Origin of the sequence: Sporosarcina newyorkensis (genome assembly GCF_900167515.1) — a bacterium.
Classification (GTDB): domain Bacteria; phylum Bacillota; class Bacilli; order Bacillales_A; family Planococcaceae; genus Sporosarcina; species Sporosarcina newyorkensis.
The window spans coordinates 20,938-43,953 of sequence record NZ_FUYJ01000003.1 but is presented as its reverse complement, the minus strand read 5'-3'; the positions used below and the strand labels follow the sequence as shown (position 1 = coordinate 43,953).

General features: G+C 46.2%; 26 protein-coding genes and 1 riboswitch. Of the genes, 20 read left to right on the top strand and 6 right to left on the bottom strand.

Annotated elements, in window-relative coordinates; translation table 11 throughout:
• The first annotated feature begins 7 nt into the window (after positions 1-7).
• The 3 genes from B5D59_RS18445 to B5D59_RS06930 all read left to right on the top strand — a co-directional run bounded on the left by B5D59_RS18445 (position 8) and on the right by B5D59_RS06930 (position 896).
• Positions 8-184 (top strand): uracil-DNA glycosylase, encoded by a 177-nt coding sequence (locus B5D59_RS18445; protein ID WP_078817404.1) that lies wholly within the window; start codon positions 8-10, stop codon positions 182-184.
• Entirely contained in the window at positions 181-453 is a 273-nt protein-coding gene (locus B5D59_RS06935; RefSeq protein WP_078817403.1) for a YwdI family protein, read from the top strand. Before B5D59_RS18445 ends, B5D59_RS06935 begins: the two co-directional genes overlap by 4 nt.
• 62 nt (positions 454-515) lie before the next feature.
• Entirely contained in the window at positions 516-896 is a 381-nt protein-coding gene (locus B5D59_RS06930; protein WP_078817402.1) for a DUF423 domain-containing protein, read from the top strand.
• Between the two features lie 66 nt (positions 897-962).
• Here B5D59_RS06930 and gerQ read toward each other — a convergent pair whose 3' ends face one another.
• From gerQ to hemQ, 3 genes are all read right to left on the bottom strand, one after another.
• Complete coding sequence (gene gerQ, locus B5D59_RS06925; RefSeq protein WP_078817401.1) at positions 963-1,310, bottom strand: spore coat protein GerQ; 348 nt, start codon at positions 1,308-1,310, stop codon at positions 963-965.
• Positions 1,311-1,325: 15 nt separating this feature from the next.
• Positions 1,326-1,745 carry a cell wall hydrolase gene (locus B5D59_RS06920; RefSeq protein WP_078817400.1) on the bottom strand — a complete coding sequence of 140 codons (420 nt, stop codon included), beginning with the start codon at positions 1,743-1,745 and terminating at the stop codon, positions 1,326-1,328.
• 263 nt (positions 1,746-2,008) lie between these two features.
• A complete protein-coding gene (gene hemQ / locus B5D59_RS06915) occupies positions 2,009-2,761 on the bottom strand; it encodes a hydrogen peroxide-dependent heme synthase (RefSeq protein WP_078817399.1) in 753 nt (250 codons plus the stop codon).
• A 216-nt stretch (positions 2,762-2,977) separates the two neighbouring features.
• Between hemQ and pta the strand changes: the two genes are divergently transcribed.
• Both pta and lipL read left to right on the top strand, forming a co-directional pair.
• Positions 2,978-3,949, top strand: coding sequence for a phosphate acetyltransferase (gene pta, locus B5D59_RS06910; RefSeq protein WP_078817398.1), 972 nt, complete (start codon positions 2,978-2,980; stop codon positions 3,947-3,949).
• Between the two features lie 67 nt (positions 3,950-4,016).
• Positions 4,017-4,853: an octanoyl-[GcvH]:protein N-octanoyltransferase gene (gene lipL / locus B5D59_RS06905; protein WP_078817397.1), complete on the top strand. Its 837-nt coding sequence runs from the start codon at positions 4,017-4,019 to the stop codon at positions 4,851-4,853.
• A gap of 21 nt (positions 4,854-4,874) precedes the next feature.
• Here the strand turns inward: lipL and B5D59_RS06900 are convergent, their stop codons facing one another.
• The gene (locus B5D59_RS06900) at positions 4,875-5,513 is read right to left on the bottom strand and encodes an RsfA family transcriptional regulator (protein WP_078817396.1); all 639 of its coding nucleotides are present in this window, start codon (positions 5,511-5,513) and stop codon (positions 4,875-4,877) included.
• A 1,083-nt stretch (positions 5,514-6,596) separates the two neighbouring features.
• Between B5D59_RS06900 and B5D59_RS06895 the strand changes: the two genes are divergently transcribed.
• Positions 6,597-7,889 carry an HD domain-containing protein gene (locus B5D59_RS06895; protein WP_078817395.1) on the top strand — a complete coding sequence of 431 codons (1,293 nt, stop codon included), beginning with the start codon at positions 6,597-6,599 and terminating at the stop codon, positions 7,887-7,889.
• A gap of 17 nt (positions 7,890-7,906) precedes the next feature.
• Positions 7,907-8,413, top strand: a complete 507-nt coding sequence (locus tag B5D59_RS06890; RefSeq protein ID WP_078817394.1) for a YwgA family protein — start codon at positions 7,907-7,909, stop codon at positions 8,411-8,413.
• A 52-nt stretch (positions 8,414-8,465) separates the two neighbouring features.
• Here B5D59_RS06890 and B5D59_RS06885 read toward each other — a convergent pair whose 3' ends face one another.
• The gene (locus B5D59_RS06885; RefSeq protein WP_078817393.1) at positions 8,466-8,651 is read right to left on the bottom strand and encodes a 2-hydroxymuconate tautomerase; all 186 of its coding nucleotides are present in this window, start codon (positions 8,649-8,651) and stop codon (positions 8,466-8,468) included.
• 67 nt (positions 8,652-8,718) lie between these two features.
• Here B5D59_RS06885 and B5D59_RS06880 point away from each other — a divergent pair, with 67 nt between their 5' ends.
• A complete protein-coding gene (locus B5D59_RS06880; protein WP_078817392.1) occupies positions 8,719-9,237 on the top strand; it encodes a YwhD family protein in 519 nt (172 codons plus the stop codon).
• Positions 9,238-9,558: 321 nt separating this feature from the next.
• Here the strand turns inward: B5D59_RS06880 and B5D59_RS06875 are convergent, their stop codons facing one another.
• Positions 9,559-11,613, bottom strand: coding sequence for a transglycosylase domain-containing protein (locus B5D59_RS06875; protein WP_078817391.1), 2,055 nt, complete (start codon positions 11,611-11,613; stop codon positions 9,559-9,561).
• 160 nt (positions 11,614-11,773) lie between these two features.
• Between B5D59_RS06875 and B5D59_RS06870 the strand changes: the two genes are divergently transcribed.
• The 12 genes from B5D59_RS06870 to B5D59_RS06815 all read left to right on the top strand — a co-directional run bounded on the left by B5D59_RS06870 (position 11,774) and on the right by B5D59_RS06815 (position 22,998).
• Positions 11,774-12,202, top strand: a complete 429-nt coding sequence (locus B5D59_RS06870) for a YwiB family protein (protein ID WP_078817390.1) — start codon at positions 11,774-11,776, stop codon at positions 12,200-12,202.
• Positions 12,199-13,866 carry an arginine--tRNA ligase gene (gene argS / locus B5D59_RS06865; protein ID WP_078817389.1) on the top strand — a complete coding sequence of 556 codons (1,668 nt, stop codon included), beginning with the start codon at positions 12,199-12,201 and terminating at the stop codon, positions 13,864-13,866. The genes B5D59_RS06870 and argS overlap by 4 nt, the downstream gene beginning before the upstream one ends.
• 601 nt (positions 13,867-14,467) lie before the next feature.
• A riboswitch (cobalamin riboswitch) is annotated at positions 14,468-14,598 on the top strand.
• 144 nt (positions 14,599-14,742) lie between these two features.
• On the top strand, positions 14,743-15,729 hold the full coding sequence (locus B5D59_RS06860; RefSeq protein WP_040758522.1) for an ABC transporter substrate-binding protein: 987 nt from the start codon (positions 14,743-14,745) through the stop codon (positions 15,727-15,729).
• Positions 15,722-16,714, top strand: coding sequence for a FecCD family ABC transporter permease (locus B5D59_RS06855; protein ID WP_009766252.1), 993 nt, complete (start codon positions 15,722-15,724; stop codon positions 16,712-16,714). The genes B5D59_RS06860 and B5D59_RS06855 overlap by 8 nt, the downstream gene beginning before the upstream one ends.
• A gap of 1 nt (position 16,715) precedes the next feature.
• Positions 16,716-18,188: an adenosylcobinamide amidohydrolase gene (locus B5D59_RS06850; RefSeq protein ID WP_009766251.1), complete on the top strand. Its 1,473-nt coding sequence runs from the start codon at positions 16,716-16,718 to the stop codon at positions 18,186-18,188.
• On the top strand, positions 18,188-19,150 hold the full coding sequence (gene cbiB, locus B5D59_RS06845; RefSeq protein WP_040758989.1) for an adenosylcobinamide-phosphate synthase CbiB: 963 nt from the start codon (positions 18,188-18,190) through the stop codon (positions 19,148-19,150). Before B5D59_RS06850 ends, cbiB begins: the two co-directional genes overlap by 1 nt.
• On the top strand, positions 19,137-20,210 hold the full coding sequence (cobD, locus tag B5D59_RS06840; RefSeq protein ID WP_009766249.1) for a threonine-phosphate decarboxylase CobD: 1,074 nt from the start codon (positions 19,137-19,139) through the stop codon (positions 20,208-20,210). The genes cbiB and cobD overlap by 14 nt, the downstream gene beginning before the upstream one ends.
• A complete protein-coding gene (locus B5D59_RS06835) occupies positions 20,192-20,764 on the top strand; it encodes a bifunctional adenosylcobinamide kinase/adenosylcobinamide-phosphate guanylyltransferase (RefSeq protein WP_009766248.1) in 573 nt (190 codons plus the stop codon). Before cobD ends, B5D59_RS06835 begins: the two co-directional genes overlap by 19 nt.
• On the top strand, positions 20,761-21,525 hold the full coding sequence (gene cobS, locus B5D59_RS06830; RefSeq protein ID WP_078817387.1) for an adenosylcobinamide-GDP ribazoletransferase: 765 nt from the start codon (positions 20,761-20,763) through the stop codon (positions 21,523-21,525). Before B5D59_RS06835 ends, cobS begins: the two co-directional genes overlap by 4 nt.
• Positions 21,486-22,079: a histidine phosphatase family protein gene (locus B5D59_RS06825; RefSeq protein WP_078817386.1), complete on the top strand. Its 594-nt coding sequence runs from the start codon at positions 21,486-21,488 to the stop codon at positions 22,077-22,079. Before cobS ends, B5D59_RS06825 begins: the two co-directional genes overlap by 40 nt.
• Positions 22,031-22,420, top strand: a complete 390-nt coding sequence (locus tag B5D59_RS06820; RefSeq protein WP_040758520.1) for a bifunctional adenosylcobinamide kinase/adenosylcobinamide-phosphate guanylyltransferase — start codon at positions 22,031-22,033, stop codon at positions 22,418-22,420. The genes B5D59_RS06825 and B5D59_RS06820 overlap by 49 nt, the downstream gene beginning before the upstream one ends.
• On the top strand, positions 22,417-22,998 hold the full coding sequence (locus B5D59_RS06815; protein ID WP_009766244.1) for a cob(I)yrinic acid a,c-diamide adenosyltransferase: 582 nt from the start codon (positions 22,417-22,419) through the stop codon (positions 22,996-22,998). The genes B5D59_RS06820 and B5D59_RS06815 overlap by 4 nt, the downstream gene beginning before the upstream one ends.
• The last annotated feature ends 18 nt before the right edge of the window (positions 22,999-23,016 follow it).

Sequence of the window (23,016 nt, the reverse complement as noted above, 5' to 3'; positions counted from 1 at the left end):
TGGTATAATGGCGGTCAACTGCTTTGAGTGTCAATATTTCTACACGACATGGGACCCAGCGAATCCGCGAGGTTGTAAAGCATATGGATTTAAGACCAAAATGTTGCCATCTATCGTTGTCAAGCGCTCGTCAGGTATGGAGTGCTTGAAGTTTGAACCGAAAAAGGGAGCGAGATTCCGATGATTTCATCTGACCAACTGCTGAAGGAAATGGAGCAGCAAGTCCGTTTGGCTAAACATGCGGCAAATGAACAAACGCGCAGAGAAGCGGTCTATGCTGTGCGGGCATTATGTAATGTACTGCTGAGCGACAATGCATCAGCTATTAACACACCCACTATTCCTGTAGCATCTTTTGATAGCGCGCCTTCAACAATCAAGATGATTTCCACATTACAAGAACAACCACTGCGTGAAGAAGACGCAAATGGGGAGTCGTTGTTTGATTTTTGAATGAATATGGTAGAATATAGTATAGTACGTTATTGACAAGTTGCGAGAAAGAAGGAATTATCATGCCATTTTTTATTATAGCAGGGGCCATCAATGCCGCCATCGCAGTGGCTTTCGGGGCGTTTGGTGCCCACGCTTTGAAAGATCGTCTATCTGAACATTATTTGGCCGTTTGGGAAACTGCGGTTCAGTATCAAATGTTTCATGCCATCGGATTGCTGGCAGTGGGCATTTTGATGAGCAGCGCATTGCTTGGACCATCAACCCAATTAACATGGGCTGGTTATTTACTGCTTGCAGGTATTATCATTTTTTCAGGCAGTCTTTACGCGCTTAGCTTATCGGGAGTCGGTATTTTAGGTGCAATCACGCCAATTGGCGGCGTGGCGTTCATAGTTGGCTGGATCATGCTGATTTTAGCTGCAATTAAGTTTGGAAACTGAAGTTTTTCTTCACTATGAAAACAACCGCTCATTGCATATGCAATGAGCGGTTGTTTTCACATGGACTTACGGTGTTTGATCAAAGTAATTCAATTCCTCATCGAATTCTGCATAATCAAAGTAGATCATTGGGAATAAGTAACGGCGTCCCGTGTTCGTCTCACTGAGGATCACGTGATCTCGTCCGGCCGCCTCGACCAATCCGTTGACGGCTATTGTATTCTCGCCAGCATTTACGGCATTCTCGAATGAAAAATGAAAGACTCCAGGTTTCCCTCTGTTTAACCTCAAAATATTTTCGATGTACGATTCCTCTCTGAATGGAGGCGTGTTTGGTCTGCCGCTTGGGATGGTCACTTGTGGCGGCATCATTTGTTGTTGACCATAGCCGGGATTCCAATAATATTGAACCATTTCAACATCCTTTCTCTAAATGAGTGGGCAGTCTTGTTCCGTCGGGGAGTAGAAACAGTGCGATTTGTAGCGACCGGTATTCCACTGGTTGTACCATTGGACTGGGCAGTCTCCGGTTGGCATGAAAAACCACAGGGAGCGTTGGGCTGGGTGGAAACGTTCTCCATCGATCGTGCGTTTCGCTAGTTTGCGATCACGTTCCCGCACACGCTGATAAAAATAACTTTTCGTAGTGGCCTCGAACCCTCCAGGTCGTTGGTATACCATATCATTGAGCGAACGAATGCCTTTAAAATCCAGACAATTGGCACGCACACGATTGACACCAACGTTTCCAACCATGAGCATCCCCAATTCACCTTCGCCTTCCGCTTCCGCACGCATTAAACGAGCGAGCAAATCGATTCCTTTTGCATTTGTCGCGATGACAGCCAAAGCAAAACCCCCTTGCTTGTATCCTATGTACGGAAGAAGCTAGGCATGACAAAAAAATTGGACGGGGATTTCTAGTGTATTGGGTTATGCTCGATTCCAGTCGACAGAAAGGGGTTAGTCATCAGACGCGAGAGGGGCAAACAGCTTTATGAGCGGCTTGGTGCGGCTTTATGATCGTGGACAGACAAGTGAGGTAATAAAAGAACAAAAGCTGCCCAGGGCATCATTTTGCAATGATGTTCCGGACAGCCCTGAATGCTCTCTTATTTCACTTCAAAAAATGCAGCTCGTTTGTCATCTTCTAGAATCGTGCCGATAAAGAATGAACCAAACACGCCGTAACGCGCGCTCACTTCGTCAAAACGCATTTCATAGACTAGTTTCTTGAATTGCAGCACGTCATCGGAGAATAGTGTGACGCCCCATTCGTAATCGTCAAAACCGACAGAACCGGAAATGATTTGCTTCACTTTTCCAGCGTAGCCGCGACCGATCATGCCATGGCTGCGCATTAAGCTTTTGCGATCATCCATATTGAGCATGTACCAGTTATCGTCGCCTTCGCGTTTCTTATCCATCGGGTAGAAACATACATATTGACTGCGTGGCAGTTCAGGATACAAACGGCCGCGCACATATGGATTTTGATACGGGTCTTCATCTGATTCGCCAGCTAGGTAATTTGATAACTCTACAACTGATACGTAAGAGTAAGCCGGGATTGTGTAATCTGCAATCGTTAGTTTATTGAATTCTGCTTCAAGCTGCTGTAATTCATCCATTGTCGGACGTAGTGTCATGAGCATGAAATCGGCTTTTTGCCCAACGACTGTATAAAACGCGTGACTGCCTGTTTTCGCTTCATCTGCCTGTTGCAGACGCTCCAAATAGGCTAAGAATTCATTGACTGCTGCTTGACGTTCTTCTTTTGAAATTAACTTCCAAGAAGCCCAGTCCATTGTTCGAAAATCATGAAGTACATACCAACCGTCTAATGTAATTGCTGCTTCATTCACTTGAATTCAGTCTCCTTTAACTACAAAATGTTTTCTCATTCAAGTGTAGCATAAACAGACTTTAGACAGTAAGAATTAAGATGGTGGTAACTCCGAAGGTATGACAAAATTGTGCCTGCACACAAAAATGTCTGAAATTTTCGTAAGTAGTAGTGAATTCTACAATTAATTCAGGTATGATGAATAGGAAAATATAACAGAAAGTGGGGCTTACACATGGCAGATCTTTTTGATGGAATTCGAGAGCGATTGGAAGGAAAGGGAAAGACAATTGTATTGCCGGAAGGGGAAGACGTTAGGATACTTGAAGCAGCTGTACATCTTCAACAAGAAGGTATCGTGAAACCGTTATTACTGGGCGATGAAGAGGCGGTTGGGAAAGCGGCAGAAGAAGGCGGTTTCGACATTAGCGAAGTAGAGCTAATCAATCCTGCAAGCGCTTCCTATTTTGATGAGCTGGTCGAAAAGTTCATGGAGCGCCGCGGCGGGAAAGCAACGCTTGAGCAAGCACGTGAGCAAGTGAAGGATGTAAACTATTTTGGAACTATGTTAATCTATACAGGACGTGTAGACGGCTTAGTGAGTGGTGCAGCCCATTCGACAGCGGATACGGTACGCCCGGCTTTGCAAATCATTAAAACGAAACCTGGTATAACGAAGACAAGCGGCGCGTTCATTATGATGAAGGAAGAACAGCGTTTAATTTTCGCAGATTGTGCAATCACAGTGAATCCTTCAGCGAATGAATTGGCTGAAATTGCAGTGGAAAGTACAAAAACCGCAAAAGCATTCGGTATCGATCCACGAGTTGCGATGCTATCCTTCTCGACAAAAGGTTCTGCCGTGACGGAAGAAACTGAAAAAGTGGTTGAAGCGGCGAAGATTGCACAAGAAATGGCACCTGAATTGCTGATTGACGGTGAATTCCAATTTGACGCGGCTTATGTTCCAAGTGTGGCGGCGAAGAAAGCACCGGAATCCGTTATTAAAGGCGATGCGAATGTCTTTATCTTCCCGACATTGGATGCGGGAAATATCGGATATAAGTTGACGGAACGTTTAGGTGGATATGAAGCGATCGGACCGATATTGCAAGGCTTGAATGGGCCTGTAAATGATCTGTCACGCGGCTGTTCTGCGGAAGATGTTTACAAATTATCACTTATTACAGCAGCGCAAAGCTTATAAACCGCAAAAGCCAAGATTGTGAAACGTCTACATACATATTAGATGAACAACAGTGGGAGAACTGGACATGTCACAATATAAAAATTTATTGAATCAATCTGCTTGGCGTTTCATTGACGAATCCATCACGGCGCGCAGTAGATCTGCGCTGGAATCTTTTGCGATGGATGATGCATTGTGCCAATTGGTAGGCCAGCAGAAAAGTGTGCCAGTCGTTCGGACATGGGTGCATGATCGAACGATTGTGTTAGGCATACAAGATCATCGCATGCCTTTTATTCAGCAAGCAATTGAAGGAATTGAACAGAATGGGTACCAAGCGATCGTACGTAATTCTGGCGGTCTGGCAGTGGTACTCGACGAAGGTGTACTGAATGTTTCATTGATTTTTTCTGAGGAAAAGTCCGCAATCGATATTCCGGTAGGCTATGAGGCAATGCTTGCTTTTGTAAAACTACTGTTCCCTGAATTAGGCGAGCAGATTAAAGCCTATGAAATTGTCGGTTCGTATTGTCCTGGCTCTTATGACTTGAGTGTCGATGGTAAGAAGTTCGCCGGTATCTCGCAGCGGCGTTTGCGCTCAGGTGTGGCTGTGCAAGTGTACCTGTGCATAGAAGGAAGCGGAGTAGAACGGGCGAAGGTGATCCGGGAAATCTATGAAACCGGATTGCAAGGGCAGCCGACAAAATTCAGTTATCCTGATATCCAGCCGGATGTGATGGCGTCTCTATCGGAAATTCTCGGTACTCAGTTGACGGTTAATGAAGTAGTCATTCGTCTGCAATTGTTGTTGAGATCCTTGACCGATGATGTACAGCATGGCGGATTAACGGATGAAGAACTCGATTTGTACGGTTTTTATTTGCAGCGCGTTTGGGATCGGAATAAAAAAATGTTGTCTTGAAACAGAAAAAAGAGCTACCAATCAATGACTGATTGGTGGCTCTTTTGATGACACTAGATTGCCATTAGGCTCCATCGTGAAGATTGGCGCCACATGCTCGTTTTCTTCGTTGAGCGCAATGAGTCTGCGCGCACGATTCATGATTTGGACGAATTGTTCGTAATCGTCTTTTAATGTACGATTCTCTTTTTTCAATCCATCCAATTCTGCTTCCATTGCTTTTAACTGTTCTGTCGCAGTTTTTGCCGTCTGTTTCCAGCGAAGTGCGTCTGTGTCGGCACCGCCGTTATGATGCATGCGAATCAAATACGCGATTACAGTATCAAGCGATAAAGCGGAAAGCGGAACTTGAATTTTTTCTTGGCCTTCTGCTCCTGCTTCTGAGCTGTACATTTGCTGGTTTCGTCTTTTAAAATCTGTACCTAGCACACGCAGCGTCTGTTTTCTCTCTTTCTTCGCTTCTGCCAACTCACCCTCGTATTCTCTTCGTACGACTGCATTCCATCTAAAGCCACATGCTGCCGCCGTCCTGTTTAGTGCGTCCCCAACTTCCTCGAACGCGCTCAATTGCGTACTTCCTTCTCTTACATGTCTAAGCACCGTCTCTGCCAACAGCTCGTCATCTTGCTCCAACCATGCATCTTGTCTAACTTTCACCATCTCCATGCCTCCTGTCTTGTACTCTCTTTCTACTGCCATTATGGACAGACAACGAAACATTTATTCAGAGACTCACAAAATTCTATGAAATATGTATTGTGCAAAAGTGGAAAGCGCCGTTTTGAGAGGGTTTTGGGTCGTTGCTCGACTTGTTTTGGACTTCGTATATAGAAAGGGTAGCACATTGTCACCGCTTCGCCGCTGGGGGATTGCCACCCGCCATAAGCCAGCTAGCGAAGGGCGTGCTAGCTGTCTTACGGCTACGGCCGACCCCGCAGTTGCGGCTCCGCTGGTGTGGTGGGGAAAAATGAGTGTGGTGTTTTAAAAGGAAAAAATGATTTCTGCAAGCGTTGAAGTAAGTTTAGCAACATCATTTAGTTATAGTCTGTCTCGTCGCTCGAACTTTTAATATATCCAAGACAGATAAAGGGTTGCACATTGTCACCGCTGCGCCTCTGGGGGATTGCCTCCCGCCATAAGCCAGCTAGCGAAGGGCGTGCTAGCTGTCTTATGGCTACGGCCGACCCCGCAGTTGCGGCTCCGCTGGCGCGGTTGGGATAAATGAGTGTGGTATTTAAAATAGAAAAAATCGGCATTCGTAAGTACGGAATTGTGTACAATGACAACACTTTATTGATTGTCTCGAAGCCTGTGCGAGTAACTACTTAGTAGTCAGAGCTAGCTTTTGTAAAAACAGATTACCTATTCCTTCTACTCATCAAACGAAGGCGCCTTACAAGCGGTAGGCGGAGCGATGAGACAGGCAGGCGACCTTCCTGACTGGCTTATTGCGGGAGCCATCCGCCAGCGCCGAAGTGTGTTCAGTGACGTTACATTATTTTTGTATTAGTATCTGGCAAGTCTCACAAAATGTTTTTGCTAGAAGGTATATCATTAGCTTGCACTCACCATCCGCCAGCACCGCAGTGTATTCAGTAACGTCACTCCTGCCAGCCACACACCAATCTTTTACACGTTGTAGGAACACAACGCACAGAAATTGATCTAAAATCCGCCATTGAGTCTATGTCACCTTTCGTCGTTTTTTGCTATACTGGAAAGAATGAAGGATGAGGTGACGACATGGCGTACGAAAATGAAAAACTGCCGGAAGAGAAAGTCTTCAAAGACCCGGTGCATCGCTACATACACGTTCGTGACCGCGTAATCTGGGACGTCATCAACACGCGTGAATTCCAACGGCTGCGCAGAATCCGCCAACTCGGCACGACTTATTTGGTGTTCCATGGCGCAGAACACAGCCGCTTCCAGCACTCGCTAGGGGTCTATGAAATCGTTCGCCGCATCATCGACGACGGCTTCAGCGGACGCGCTGAATGGAATGAAGAACAACGACTCGTCACCCTTTGTGCGGCCCTTTTGCATGATTTAGGACACGGTCCGTTTTCTCATGCATTCGAAAAAGTGTTCAATTTGGACCACGAACACTTCACACAGGAAATTTTATTGGGTCAGACAGAGGTACACGAAGTGCTGAGCCGGGTATCACCTGACTTTCCGCAAAAAGTAGCGGACGTCATCAACAAAACCTATCCCGATAAACTTGTCGTCAGCTTGATATCCAGCCAGATCGACGCGGATCGGATGGACTATCTGCAGCGCGACGCTTATTATACAGGCGTTTCCTACGGTCATTTCGATATGGAGCGCATTTTACGTGTCATGCGGCCGACAGAGGAACAGGTCGTCATTAAAGAGAGTGGCATGCATGCAGTGGAGGATTACATCATGAGCCGCTATCAAATGTACTGGCAAGTGTATTTCCATCCGGTTTCCCGCAGTGCCGAAGTCATTTTGATGAAAATTTTGCATCGTGCGAGATATTTGCACGAAACAGGGTATGCATTTACTCAAGAGCCCACACATTTCATTTCGTTCTTCGAGAAGGAATTTAAGTTGAAACAATACATAGCACTCGACGAAAGTGTGTTATTGACGTATTTCCAGCTATGGATGGAAGAGGAAGATCCGATACTCTCGGACTTGTGTGATCGCTTTGTCAATCGGCGTCTGTTTCAATATGCCGAATTCGATCCGGCTTCCCAATATATGAAAATCGGCGAACTTATGAAATTATTCCAACAAGCGGGACTTGATCCGGAGTATTATTTAGTGACGGATTCTTCATCCGATTTACCTTACGATTTTTACCGGCCTGGCGAAGAGAATGAGCGCGTGCCGATTTATTTGCAAATGAAAAATGGAGATTTGCGGGAACTGTCACGGATGTCCGATGTCGTCGATGCGATTTCAGGTAAACGAAGGACAGACCATAAGATTTACTATCCCGAAGACATTTTGATGGATGGGTCGAATTTATTGCATGAAGAGATTTTGGAAGTGTTACGAGGTTAAGAGAGGGGTTGCGCGAGTTGCTGCAAGAGCATGCAAAAATCGTTCAGTTTGTGTCGTTGGCGAATGAAGTGAATGGCCGCAAGAAAATGCAGAAGATGATTTATATCCTGAAGAAGATGGATTTCCCGTTTGCGGAAAAGTACGAGCTCCATATGTACGGACCGTATTCGGAGGAGTTGACGCTGCGTGTAGAGGAATTATGTGAAATGGGTTTCCTGGCAGAGCGTTTTGAAGACAAGGGGTCATACAAGCAATATTGCTATCAAGTGACAGATGAAGGGTCAAAGTTCCTTGGCACGGCAGAGGAACCGAGAATGCAGTTACCTGTCTGTATCGAACGATTGAATGGTAAGTCTTCTCGTTTTCTTGAATTGGTTTCGACGTTGTTGTTTTTCGATCAGTTGGACAAAGAAGAGCAAATCGCTAAAGTGCGTATCGTGAAAAATAAATTGAATTTTACAGATCAGGAAATGGATCAAGCTTTCGCGTTTATTGAAGAATTACAAGCTTGTTCTGCGAGCTGAATCGACAAAGAAAAAAAGGATTCTCGAGATGGGAATCCTTTTAACGTATCATTTATTGGTCGCTTGCTCTGACGCCGCCCTTGGACATATGGTTCTTCGGCATTTCTTCGATGTAGACAACGACATTTTCAGAAGGTGCACCGGTTGTTTCGACTACAGCTTCGGTTACTTTTTCACAAAGTGCACGTTTTTGTTCATCTGTGCGACCTTCGAACATTTTTACTGTTACGAATGGCATTTTGCTTCCTCCTTAGCAGAAAATTCAGGTATAGTACATATAATAACAGAGATGGAGGGAGATTTATATGGCGAGTGAGCAAAACTCCAAGCCGAAGTTAGGCTTTACGATTATTAAAAATGACCCGACAGATGGCCATAAAGGATTTGGCATCGGATCTTTGTCATTAGAAAATATTTCACCAGTGATTATTGATGTGGAAGCAGGCACCGCGCAAGTAGAAATGGGGGCAATGCATGCCCGCAGTGATACAGAACGAGGAATCAAATTTACGATCAATCGCGAGGATTCAGAAGGCGGAAAACCGTATTGGCTCGTTTGGGTAACAATTGATTACCGCGAGGAAGGGCCTTATTACGCTGGTGTCACAGCTTGTGAAATGGTCGTCAATCGCGAAAAGAGACGTGGCTATAAAGTTCTGGCCGATCATGTGAATCGTATGGATAAATCAATGAAACGACATATAATGGTGGATGATATGGATGACCGTTCTAAGAAGATTTTAGCGGACTTCTTGCAAACGCATAATATGGAACTATGGGAACGCAGCACACCGGAACTGCATGAAGGTCTGCGCACGGAGTAAATCGTTGACCAAGGGAATAGTACCAGCAGATGTCCAGTCAAATACGTCAAAGATGTGACAATTTGTTTTGGACTCTCTTTGAGGTTGAATGTCTGCTGGAAAGGAAGTAAACTGAACATACAGCTTTGCTGCTGTAAACTAGGACAACTATTGCAGATTCATATTGTGTAAGGAAGCCACAAAACCCAAGCGGGCGAATTTATACAATTGGTTTGCTGTAGTCAAAAAAGCCTCACTCTCCGCGGATTCGGAGAGCGAGGCTTTTTTCTTTTTAAAAATATAGCTGATTGAGAGAATACGTCGCAGACAGAATCAATACATTCACTCAAAAAATGAAAATGGGAAAAGCTCCATCTTTGAATTTTCCTGTTCTCCGGAATTTTGCTCGCGCAACGAACGATCGGTGCATAGTTTTTTCGGTACATCCTTATCACGGACGTACATAAGTCGCTGCTTTGTGCATTCATTGACTGCTATGCCGCCCGTTTCGATATCCACGATCACTCCTTGGACTCCGGATGGAGGCAGAAACGGTTCGGGTGTGCTGCCTTCGTGTACTTTCTCCATAAAATCAATCCAAATCTTTTTCGAAGCGGCTTTGTCGTTCAAGTCTTCGAGTTGTTTTCCCCGGTCGAATCCTGTCCAAATCCCCGCCGTCAATGAAGGGGAGAAGCCGATCAAGTATTGGTCGGAAATCGTCGTGCCGGATTTAGCTGCATAAGGCCGTGATTGCTTCGGGCGCATGGACAAACCTGTAGCGGATAAATAGTCGCTGAATACCGGATCAAACATCCCCGTCATCAAATGCGTCAGCACAAATGCATCTTGTTTCGATATGATCTGTTTAGGTTTCTTTGACTCATATTCATAAACCACTTTCCCGGTTGAATCTGTAATCGACAAGACCATTTGCGGTTTGACTTGAACACCTTCTGATGCAATCCGATTATAGGCAGTCGTCATCTCCAACAGTGTCACGTCAGACGTTCCGAGCGCAACTGCAGGGGATTCCTGGAACGATACGTCGATGCCGAGACGCTGTGCCATTTTGGTGTACTGTTTATAGCCAATTTCCTCCAACGTTTTCACGGCATAAATATTATCCGAAATCGCTATAGCCTGTGCCAATGAAATCGGCTTACCTGCGAATTTCCCGTTAATATTGCTCGGTTCATACGTTGAGCGACCGTCATCATACGTGAAGATGGTCTTCTCCGCAGTCATAAACGTCAGCGGGTTGAATCCTTTTTCCAGCGCGGCGGCATACAAGATCGGCTTCATCGCGGAACCAGGCTGTCGTTTCGCTTGTGTGACCCGGTTAAATGAGCTTTCCGCAAAATCCACACCGCCGACCATCGAGGTGATATAACCGGTGTCTGCCTCCATGGATACGAAACCGACTTGCAATTCGTTCTCTGGCATCCATTCTTTGATGACATTTTCTGCGGTTTGCTGATGTTGCTGGTCCAGCGTCGTGCGGATCGTCCAACCTCCTTCAGCAGGCACACGCCCTTTTTCCGCCAATATTTCCTCTGCTTGCTGCCAGGCCGCATCTAAAAAATACGGTGCGACTTGTTTCGTTTCTTTCCAGCTTTCCGTTTTCAACACGATGGCCCCTGTAGAAGCACGTTCTTTTTGAGAAGATGTGATGTATCCGTACTTTTCCATTTGATTTAACACAAGAAGCTGGCGGTCGCGTGATCTTTCCGGATTATCAAGCGGCGAATAAATCGATGGTCCTTTGGCGATTGCTGCGATCGTCGCAGCTTCTTCCAACGTTAGCTCATTAGCCGATTTCGAAAAATAGAAACGGCTTGCTGCTTCCACACCATACATACCGTGACCGAAATAAACTGTATTCAGATACCCTTCTAAAATCGTATCTTTATCGTAAAATACTTCCAACCGATAGGCAAAGAGTGCTTCCCGAATTTTTCGTGTCCAGGACTTCTCATGAGTTAAATATAAATTCCTCGCATATTGCTGAGTAATCGAACTGGCACCCTGCGCTTTACTCATCGTTTTGACATCTTTCAAAACAGCTCCTGCAATTCGAGAGTAATCAAAACCATTATGCTCATAAAATTGCCGATCTTCCGTCGCGATGAAGGCGTCTGCTAAAAAAGGGGAAACATCGTCTAATTTTATCCAGTAACGGCGCTGCTGTGAAAAGTGATCTCCGATCTGATGACCATTTTGATCCAAAAATAGCGAAGCCTTCGGAACGCTCAGTGACGGAGCCCCAAGTATTTGAGCGTAGAGTCTCAACGCGATCATCACTGTGACCGCAGCCGTAATCAATGTTATGGAAATCGAAAAAATACGCTTTCTATACTTTTTCCGATTCGTCGTTTTTTTATAGTCGGTACGTTTCATTGAACATCCCATCCCGTTCCATTCAGTATCTTTTGCTAGTATGGGAAGGATTGGTTTGGATTAAACGGCGCCTGCAAAAAAGTTTGGATTCGGTAACATTGAAAGTGGCAGTGAAAGAAGTGTATAATGAGTAAATCTATCTACATAAGGCGGTGAACGAATGGAAGCGCCAAAACAGCAAAAAGCGGTGCTTGTCCAGCTCCGTTCTAAAATTCAGCATCCGGGACAGCCGGCGGAAACACATGAAATGCAGGCGACAGGACAAATCATTGAAAAAAAAGGACAGGCCTATCTATTGTTTGAAGAACAGACAGAAGGTATGCCGTCTGTCCGTACGACAGTGAAGCTTCATGCGGAAGACGCGTTTATCATGCGAAAAGGCGGCGTTCAGATGAGATTGCCGTTCCGAACGGATGATGCGAGGTTTGGTACATATGGAAACGGCCCAGCCATCATGGATTTGTTGGTCGAAACGAAAAAACTTCAGTGGACACCAGGGATTTTTTCAGTAACCTATGATTTGCATGCAGAAGGAAATTTATTAGGGAAATATCAATTGACAATAACCTATTCGGAGGTAACGAAATGAACGCAGTGGAACAAATTCAGCACGAAATTAAAGAGGCATTGCAGCAGGCGGTTGAGAAGACAGGGCTCGTTGAACAGTCAGAGATGCCAGAAATTAAACTGGAGTCACCGAAAAATAAGGAGAACGGGGATTACGCAGCGAATATCGCGATGCAGCTTACGAAACTTGCAAAAAAACCGCCGCGCGCAATTGCAGAGGCGATTTTAGAGCAATTGGACACGTCTAACACGGCAATCCAAACGATCGAAATTGCAGGTCCTGGTTTCCTCAATATCCGTCTAAAAGCTGACAGTCTCGCAGATGTTGTCAAATCGGTGCTTGATCAAGGTGAAGCATATGGTCATTCCGAAAGCGGTAAGCAGCAGAAAGTCCAAGTGGAATTCGTCTCTGCGAACCCGACAGGTGATTTGCACCTTGGACATGCACGTGGAGCTTCATTAGGCGATTCACTTTGTAATATTCTTGACGCAGCGGGTTATGATGTTTCGCGTGAATATTATATTAATGATGCAGGAAATCAAATCAATAACCTGGCATTGTCCATTGATGTCCGTTACTTCGAAGCGCTCGGTTTGGATAAAGAGATGCCAGAAGATGGCTACCGCGGACCTGATATCATTGAGATTGCAAAGGGGCTGGCGGAGGAACATGGCGACCGTTATGTACAAATGCCGGAAGAAGAACGCCTGGCATTTTTCCGTGAGCACGGTCTTCAAATTGAATTGGATAAATTAAAGAAGGACTTGGCTGATTTCCGAGTTCATTTCGACAACTGGTTCTCTGAAACATCGTTGTACAACAACGGTAAAATTGAAGTAGCGCTGAATAAGCTGCGTGAAAATGGCCATGTCTATGAAGAAGAGGGAGCAACTTGGTTCCGTTCCACGACATTTGGCGATGACAAAGACCGCGTGCTGATAAAACAAGACGGTTCATTCACATATTTGACGCCGGACATCGCGTACCACGAAGATAAACTGCGTCGCGGATTCGATAAGCTCATCAATATTTGGGGAGCGGACCACCACGGCTACATCCCGCGTATGAAAGCAGCAATCCAAGCACTGGGTTACGATCGCGACACGTTAGAAGTGGAAGTAGCGCAAATGGTTCAGCTATACAAAGACGGTGAAAAGTTCAAGATGAGCAAGCGGACAGGGAAAGCCGTCACGCTGCGTGAACTAGTCGAAGAAGTAGGACTTGATGCCGTACGTTATTTCTTCGCTATGCGTTCAGGCGATGCCCAAATGGACTTCGACCTCGACCTGGCAGTTTCCAAGTCCAATGAAAACCCGGTTTACTATGCACAATACGCGCATGCCCGGATCTGTTCAATTTTGCGTCAAGCAAAAGAGCAAAACTTAAAAGCTTCAACAGATAACGTCACTCAATTGCAAGACGAAAAAGAACTGGAGCTGTTGAAAAAAATCGGCGACTTCCCGAAACTCGTCAGCGACGCCGCGCGTCTGCGCGCACCGCACCGAATAACGACGTATATCCAAGAACTCGCTGCTGCATTCCATAGCTTCTATAACGCCAATAAAGTGCTCGACCCTGAAAACAAAGAACTATCCGAAGCGCGACTCGCCTTGGTCACTGCAACAAGCATTACGATTGCCAATGCATTGAAACTAGTCGGCGTAGAAGCACCTGAACGGATGTAATTCCGGATTCAAATTAAACAAGCCAAGCAAGAGTTATCGACAACTCTTGCTTGTTTTTTATTTCCGCTCTGATGCTGATTCGTTTTCTAGGAACTCTCTTTCATTCAATGAGAGTACCGAGGAAGTCCGTTTTACTTTTTAGACATTTGTCGTAGTGTAGGAAATGTCCGGTTTGCACCAGGTTTGGCACGGTTAATGTGAGGGGTGGCTCGGTTCGCATACACTTTGGTTCGGTCCTCTGTCTTTCTAGTTTGATTATGAGGTAAAGAGGTTAATGAAAGTGGCTTAGAATAGATACCTTCTAGAGGCGAATGTATAGCGTTAGGTATTCTTTTTATAAGTGAGTTCAATGGGCGATACTTATTTACTCATTACATACAATGGTTTCACTTTATATCTCCTCTATTTATTTAGGGTTGGAGCGAAAGCTGTAGCGAAGAACGGCTTTTGCGAGTAAAAGCGAAGCGTTAGGAACACATCTTTGCCTTAAATCCCTGGACATAACACCCAGGCCCACCTTTCCTAAGCAGTGAAATTAAGCTTTAGCGCGCACTCCGGCTGTACAACAGTTTGTTTTATAGTATAATAGAGCACGATTACAAATTACATAATTCCGAAAGGTTCTCTAAGTCAAATAGAGATGAAAAGGGAAATCGGTAAAAGCCGATGCGGTCCCGCCACTGTACGTGCTCCATGCACAAGCCAGGTACCTGCCTTTTAGGAAATGAAGTTCCGCAGCAGCCTACGAGGATAGGCACAGTGGTGGTAATCTGACATAGATTTCATCCTGTCCAATCCTTCGAAATGACCGAAGGATTTTTTTTATGTCTGCGGCAGACTACGTAATAAGTAATGAACGCAAAGGGAGGAAATCACATGAAGAAGTTTTGGCAGCTGTTGCTGACAGCGATGCTGGCAGTCCTTGTGCTTGCAGCATGCGGTAACGACAGCAAGAAAGAAGAAACACCAGTCGATTCTGATCAACCAGCAGAAACGGAACAGGAAGAACAAGCAGGAGGAAATTCTTCCAGCTATCCATATACAATCAATGATGCAGTCGGAGAAGATATCACATTTGAAAAAGCTCCGGAAACTGTCATCTCGTTAATTCCAAGCAATACAGAAATTTTATTTGGCATCGATGCAGGTGATAAAGTGATCGCTGTCACGGAAAACGATGATTTTCCAGAAGAAGTGAAAGATCTCGATAAAGTCGGAGATTATAACGTCAACGTGGAAAAAGTTATTTCATTGAAACCAGATGTCGTTTTCGCGCATGATATGATGTTAGGCTCTGGTGAAGAAGGCTTGAACCAAATTCGCGACGCGGGCATCCAGGTAGTCGTTATACCGACTGCAGAAACATTCGAAGAAACATATGAAACGATTAAAATCTTCGGCGAAATCATGGATAAAAATGAGGAAGCTAATAAGATCGTAGAAGATATGAAAGCAAAGGTTGAAGATATCAAAGCGAAAGCAGCGGATATCACAGACAAGAAAACGGTGTTAGTGGAAAACTCAGATGCACCAGAAATTTATGCGCCTGGTAAAAACACATTCCCGCAGCAGTTCTTGGACATAATCAATGCAGAAAACATCATCACAGAAGAAGGATGGGTGATGATCAGTCCTGAAACGATCGTCGATGAAAGTCCGGACGTCATTCTTGTGTCCTACAGCTATGTGCCGGATGTTGTTGAAAACATTAAGAAGCGTGACGGTTTCGATACGGTCACTGCAGTGAAAGAAGATCAAGTCATTCAAGTGGATGAAAATATCACAAGCCGGACAGGTCCGCGTTTAGCGGACGGATTGGAAGCTTATGCAAAAGCGATCTATCCAGAGGTGTTTGGTGAGTAAAACGGCTATCGCCTATACTGTGTCAATTGCCACGCTACTTGTGGCAATTTGGCTCGGTGTATCGATCGGCACAGTGAAGATACCGATTGAGACGCTATGGAACGATGCAGATGCAACTGCGAGCAATATTCTTTGGAAAATCCGCATGCCGCGTGTGCTGCTGGCTGGAATTGTCGGCGCATCTCTTGCAATTTCAGGCGCTGCTTTCCAAGGATTGTTGAAAAATCCATTAGCAGATCCATACACCCTCGGAGTGTCATCCGGTGCCTCTGTAGGCGCTGTGATTACACTCTTTTTTGGTATCTCCCTGCCGTTCTTAGGCGCCTTTACCTTACCCGTCTTCAGTATGGTCGGGGCAGCTGCGACGATGTTCTTGGTCATCGGCTTTGCCCGTCTGGTCGATCGGTCAATGAAAATGGAAACGATCATTTTAACAGGTATTATTTTTGGTTCGTTTTTAGGTTCTGTTTTATCCTTGATGATTGCGTTAACACAAGAAGAGCTGCGCCAAATCATTGGCTGGCTGCTCGGTAGTGTCTCCATGCGCGGTTGGAAATATATCACGATGGTGTTACCGTTTTTCATCATTGGTTCATTCATTCTTTGGCTTAATCGCAGGGAACTGAACGCCATGCTATTTGGTGAAGAGCGTGCACATCATTTAGGAGTCAATGTGAAACGCCGTAAAATGATGATTTTGATCGGCGGCTCTGTACTGACAGGCTCTGCGGTTGCAGTTTCCGGGACCATCGGCTTTGTCGGCTTGGTTGTTCCGCATATGACGCGCTTGATGTGGGGGTCGGATCATCGGCATGTCTTGCCGTTGTCCTTATTTAACGGAGCTTCCTTATTGATTATTTGTGATTTAGTGGCGCGGACGATTATTTCGCCGGCTGAACTGCCTGTTGGTGTCATTACGGCATTTATCGGGGCTCCAGTCTTTGCCTACATCTTTTACAAGCAACGCAGAAAAGGAGCGATGTGACATGCTGCAGGTAGATGAAGTGTCAGGAGGATACGGTAAGGAACCGGTTGTACGGGGGGTGTCATTCCACGTAGAAAAAGGAGAGGTCCTTGGAATTTTAGGACCGAATGGCAGTGGGAAATCCACGCTGTTGAAAATTATTTCAGGCATTTTACCGAAGCAAGGCGGAAAGGTCACGATTGATGGAAAATCCGCTTCCGCTTATACACAGAAACAATTTGCACGAAAAGTGGCAGTGTTGCCGCAGCTTCATGCCCATGCATTTTCCCATACGGTGAAGGATACCGTCGGGCTCGGGAGATATCCACATCAGACCGGGCTGTTCTCCAGTTGGTCCGATCAGGACGAACGTGCAGTACAGGAAGCGATGAACTATACAGGTATCACGCGCTATGAAGATACGCCGATTGAGTTATTGTCGGGAGGCGAGCAACAGCGTGTATTTGTTGCCCAAGCGCTCGCCCAGGAAGCACCGATTTTATTGCTCGATGAACCGACGAATCATCTGGATATTGCGCATCAGCAACAATTGCTCGATACCATTCGCAATCAAGCGCATCAAAAGGGCATCACCGTTGTTTCTGTATTCCACGATATTAACTTAGCGGCGCTTTATTGTGATCGATTGCTGTTAATGAAGAATGGTGAAGTGGCAGCAATCGGAACACCACAGGAAGTTGTACTTGAACAGGAAATCCGCTCGGTTTATGAGGCGCGCGTCAAAACACAGCCTCACCCAGAAATGCCGAAACCGCAAATGACGCTATTGCCGGATTTGAAAGAAGAAACAGAGCAGTTCCGGATCATGAAAGAAGATGTGAAAATTCGTGAAGATCATGTAGTTTTGCAGGCGCAACAGCCACTCAAGACAATTTCATCCGCTGTCCACAATGCGGGCATGGGCTGGTATCGAACCTTTATTAACCGTGGGGTGCGGCACGATTATCACTGCGATGATGTACAAAGTGAGCTGGCGGATTACTTGTTGTCATATGATTATCAGCTGACGGATACGGTCGCGATGATGACGGCCGTCAGCCCAGAGTATGTCAACGTGCAGGAGTTCAAAGCGGAATTCGGATCGATCGTGATTGCGGTGACAGTAGGAATCGGCAATGCGGTGGATGTTTCGAAAGCTTGGCAACGCGAAGAGTTGCCGTATATTGGCACAATCAATACATGGATTTTCATTAATGGCTTACTGTCAGAAGAAGCATTCGTTCAAGCGATGATTACAGCAACCGAAGCCAAAACGAAAGCTTTACAGGACGAAGAAGTCATCGATCCCGAATCAAAGACGATTGCAACAGGCACTTCAACAGACAGTTTGTTGATCGCGTCGACACAGCAAGGGGCTTCGCTTCCTTACGCTGGGCCGATTACGCAGCTTGGGAAATTGATTGGCCGTGGGGTTTATGAATGCACTGTACACGCGATTCATTCGTACCGACAAGCGAAGGATGAAGCAGAATGATTCCTGCACATTTTATTGCGATTGCCATTGGCATAGTACTTGACCGAATCATCGGTGATCCTCCTAATTGGCCGCATCCAGTGAAGTGGATCGGCACATCGATACATAATTTGACGAAGCTGCTGAATAAAGGGAAGCTGCGTACGATGAAAGGTGCATTGCTCTGGCTGATCATTTGCGGAGTGACTTTTCTTTTGGTCATTTGGCTTGTCAGCTTTGCGTATCGCCTTCATTTACTTGCAGGAATTGCGGTGGAAGGAATTCTGGTTGCAGCGGGACTTGCGCAAAAGAGTTTGCGGGACGCAGCTCTGCTAGTCTATGAACCATTGCAGTCAGGAGAAATGAAAGAAGCGCGTGAAAAACTCAGCTGGATAGTCGGGCGAGATACGGATAAGTTAAATGCCGGTGAAATTTCACGTGCAACGATCGAAACGGTATCAGAAAACACATCAGACGGCATTACGGCTCCGTTATTTTGGGCGTTCTTGCTCGGAGCACCGGGTCTTTGGCTATACAAGGCGGTCAATACGCTCGATTCAATGGTCGGTTATAAAGATGATCGCTATCTGCAATTCGGTAAAGTGTCGGCGCGAATGGACGATTTGTTCAATGTCATACCATCGCGGATTACGGGCTTGCTGATTGTTTTATTCACTTTGAATGAAGGCGGCTTATCGCTCGGTAAACGTTTTAGAGGATGGCTGCGTGATGCCAAGCGTCACCCGAGTCCGAACAGTGGATATTTGGAAGCTGCAACAGCTTGGCAACTGAATATTCAGCTAGGGGGTAAAAATACATACCGCGGCGTGACTTCGGAACGCGCGAAGATGGGACCGCTCAAGGATCTCGTTCCGACATCTGCTTCCCATATCCGCTCTTCCATTAACCAAATGCACGTCGTTTCATGGATCTTCTGGTTCCTATTCACAGCGATTGGAGTGTTGATGTATGCAATTGCCTGAACATGGCGCGAATAGCTCAAGATTGTACGAGGTGTTTGGTTTGTCCGTGCCGGATGAAGTATTGGATTTTAGCGAGAACTGTAATCCAGCAGGGCCGCCTGCATTGATCGTGGAAGCATGGCCGTATTTAATAACGAAATTAATGAATTACCCCGATCCGGATGGTCAACCATTCAAGGCGGCTGCTGCTCAATTTCACGGCGTCAGCGAACGGCAAGTGCTTGTGGGCAACGGTGCAGCAGAATTATTGTCCTTGCTTGCCGGGCGTTACCGCGGGAAACGAGTAGTGCTGATTGACCCTGCGTTTTCCGAATACCGCGCTACATTGGAAGCAAATGGAGCGGAAGTTGTATCGGTTCAGGCGAGTGAGGCAGAAGATTTCACATTGCCCATTGCAGAAATTGAAAAGGCTTTGCCTGGTGCAGCGGCCATATATTTATGCACGCCGAATAATCCAACAGGTATTTTGCCGTCCGTTGATGAATTGCTGGCAGTTATCATTACAGCCAAGTCGAGCGGAACGGAAGTGGTGCTGGATGAAGCATTTATTGATTTTGTTGATGAAAACTATTCATTTATTCAGCATCTCGAAGCATATCCTCACGTGATTGTTGTGCGCTCTATGACGAAAATGTATGCCATACCTGGAATTCGACTGGGGTATATGGTAGCCCATCCTGAAATTATTGCGGATGTGAAACGGCAGGCTCCTCATTGGAATGTGAATGGATTGGCTGCTGAAATTGGGGTGCTATGTTTGCAAGAAGCATCATATCGTGAGCAAGCGATTCAATATGCGGAAGCTGAACGTTTGAAGATGGTGAGATTCCTGCGTGCACATGATTGCAAAGTGATTGATTCGGCAGCGAATTACCTGCTGTTCAAACCGCAACGAGATGCGAGAGAGTTGTATCGAAATTTATTGGAACAAGGCATGGTTCTTCGTCACACAGAGAACTTTCTCGGGTTGGAAGGAAAATGGTTGCGGGTTGGCATGAAATCAGAAACGATGATGGAACGGCTGCGGGAGGCGATGACAAAATGGCTCAAGGCACAGTAACCTTCATTAGCGGCGGTGCCCGCAGCGGGAAAAGCGCATATGCTGAACGACTGCTCGTTGCACAGGCGACGGGGCGACTTGTCTACATTGCGTCTGGCGTGGCATTTGATCATGAAATGGAAGAACGGATCGCGAAACATCAGCATGACCGGAAAGACCATGCCTGGCTAACGATTGAACAGCCGGTGGATCTTCACCAAGTAGTTCCTCTTTTACAACAGGGCGATTTCGTGTTGTGGGATTGCCTGACAACATGGTTGACGAATGAAATGTATAAGGGGATTGAAGACGGTGCGCCATGTTGGAAACGTCCGGATTGTCTAGATCAGAAAAGGTGTGAACTGTTACACACCATCGAGCAAATTAGAGAGATTGCCGCCCATCTCGTCATTGTTTCCAATGAAGTGCTCGATGAATGGCCGCATTATGATGAAGAAACAGAATTTTATCGGAACGCAATCGGCACGACGCACCAGCAAATCGTTCAGTGCGCGGACGCGGCAATAGAAATGGATCACGGATTACCTGTCGTTTGGAAGGGTGACGTTCGATGAGTAGCATTTTATTGGCACTCCAATTTTTTACTTCATTGCCTGTCAGGAAAGAATTGCCACTCGGAAAGAACGAAGTGTCCGGCATGTATATCGCCTTGCCGCTCATTGGCGGGGGAATCGGTTTGCTGCTTGCGGGAACTGCAATGGTCTTCAGTGATTTCAATAGTTTCCTAGCCGCGATGCTCATACTGATTGCAGGAATCATCGCAACAGGCGGGCTGCATGTGGACGGCTTCGCAGATCTCGGAGATGCCTTCTTTTCCTATCAAGACCGTGAAAAACGACTGACGATCATGGAAGACCCCCGACTCGGCGCATTTGGCACCCTTTCGCTGCTTGTCTTGCTTGGATTAAAGGTTGGACTGTTCATGGAAATTTTGGGAATGAAACATGGCTGGGTCTTGCTTGTTGCGGTGCCGATCTTGTCTCGAGCGGCAATGGTCTTCTATTTCGTAACGACAGAAACAGCGAAGCAAAGCGGCCTGGCGTACTTTTTTAAACAGCATTTCCTGCGGAAGCGTATGGTGGCAGCAGCGGCTGCTGTCAGTCTTCTAACTGCAGTAGGGGTAGGATTGCTGTACAGTTCATTGGGCATCATCGTCGTCGCGTTGCTGACACTAATCATAGCTGTTTTGTTTTATCGAAGTTGGACCGTCAAACATTTTGGCGGTGTGACAGGAGATCTATGCGGCGCGTTCATTGAAGGAATGGAGGTGCTTTTATGGCTCGTCCTTATCGTTTATTTATCATTCGGCATTTGAAAACAGCTGCCAATGAAAAACGACAATATTGCGGATGGACGGATGTTGAGTTGGCTTGTGCTAAAGGAGTTCCCGTTGAATTTCCGAACAGTGTCGACCAAGTGTATGGAAGTGATCTGCAAAGAACACGTCAAACGGCAGCGATCTATTTTCCTGAAGCTGCCTATCATGAGGATTCACGTTGGCGAGAGTGCCACTTTGGAGATTTTGAAGGTAAAACCTATGAACAATTAAAGGACGACACCGATTACCGCAGCTGGTTGGAAGCACCGTGGCAAGTGGCTCCGCGTAATGGAGAAACTTTGCTGCAAGTGAAAACACGGGTCTTCGACGCCTTGTATGACTTGCCGAATGAAGCGGTCGTCGTGACACATGGCGGGGTGATTCGATTACTGTTGGAAGCATTCTCAACGGATTCACGTTCATTCTGGGAATGGCATGTAGGGAACGGTTCGGTTTGGCAATTCGAGTGGGAAAATGAGCAGCAATGGAAAGAAGGGAAGCCATGCACATCTTTATCGGTGGTGCCTATAACGGCAAAACAGAATATGTAAGGCGCTGGATTGGAGATCAACCATCGTTCTTCTGTACAATGGAAACAGCAGGTTCTGCAGCGCCTGGCGAACGGCTCGTCATCTCGGATCTACATGATTGGCTGCAATCTACATCATTAAGTGAGTCGGAATCGCTTCATGCAATTCGCGAAATCAGCTCGCCTGATACTGTGTTCATTTTAACCGAAGTGGGCCGCGGCATTGTCCCGCTCGGATCAGAACAACGTGACTTGCGTGATCGGTGCGGCCGGTTGTATCAGCAATTATTTGCAGAAGCAACAGACATCATACGGATTTGGTACGGTATTCCCCAAACTATCAAAAGGAGTGGACTGTTATGAAAATCTATACAAAAACAGGTGATAAAGGCACGACAAGTTTAATCGGAGGACGCGTCGCAAAGGATGATTTACGCGTAGAAGCATACGGAACAATTGATGAATTGAATTCGTTTATCGGAAAAGCAATGACTGAGTTGGAAGGCGATAAATTCTCAGATATTCTGACCGATTTGGAGACCATCCAAAATGAATTGTTCGACGGTGGCGGCGACTTGGCGAACGTCATGAAAGAGCGTCATTATAAGTTGGATGAAGCGCCAATTGCTGTGCTTGAAGAGCGCATCGACAAGTTGATGGAAGAAGCACCGGAACTGGAACGTTTCATCCTGCCTGGCGGCTCGTCCGCGGCCGCTACATTGCACATCGCCCGCACGATCACTCGCCGCGCAGAGCGTGTGACGGTGACGCTGATGAACGCGGCAGACGACGTTTCCCCGATAGTTCAGCGCTACTTGAATCGATTATCCGACTACCTATTCGTAGCAGCCCGAATCGTCAACGCACGCCTTGGTATTTCCGACAACGAATACGTTCGCAGTGCGAAAGTATTCCGCACGAGTGAGAAGAAAGAAAAGTGAGCAATTAAAAACAGAGAC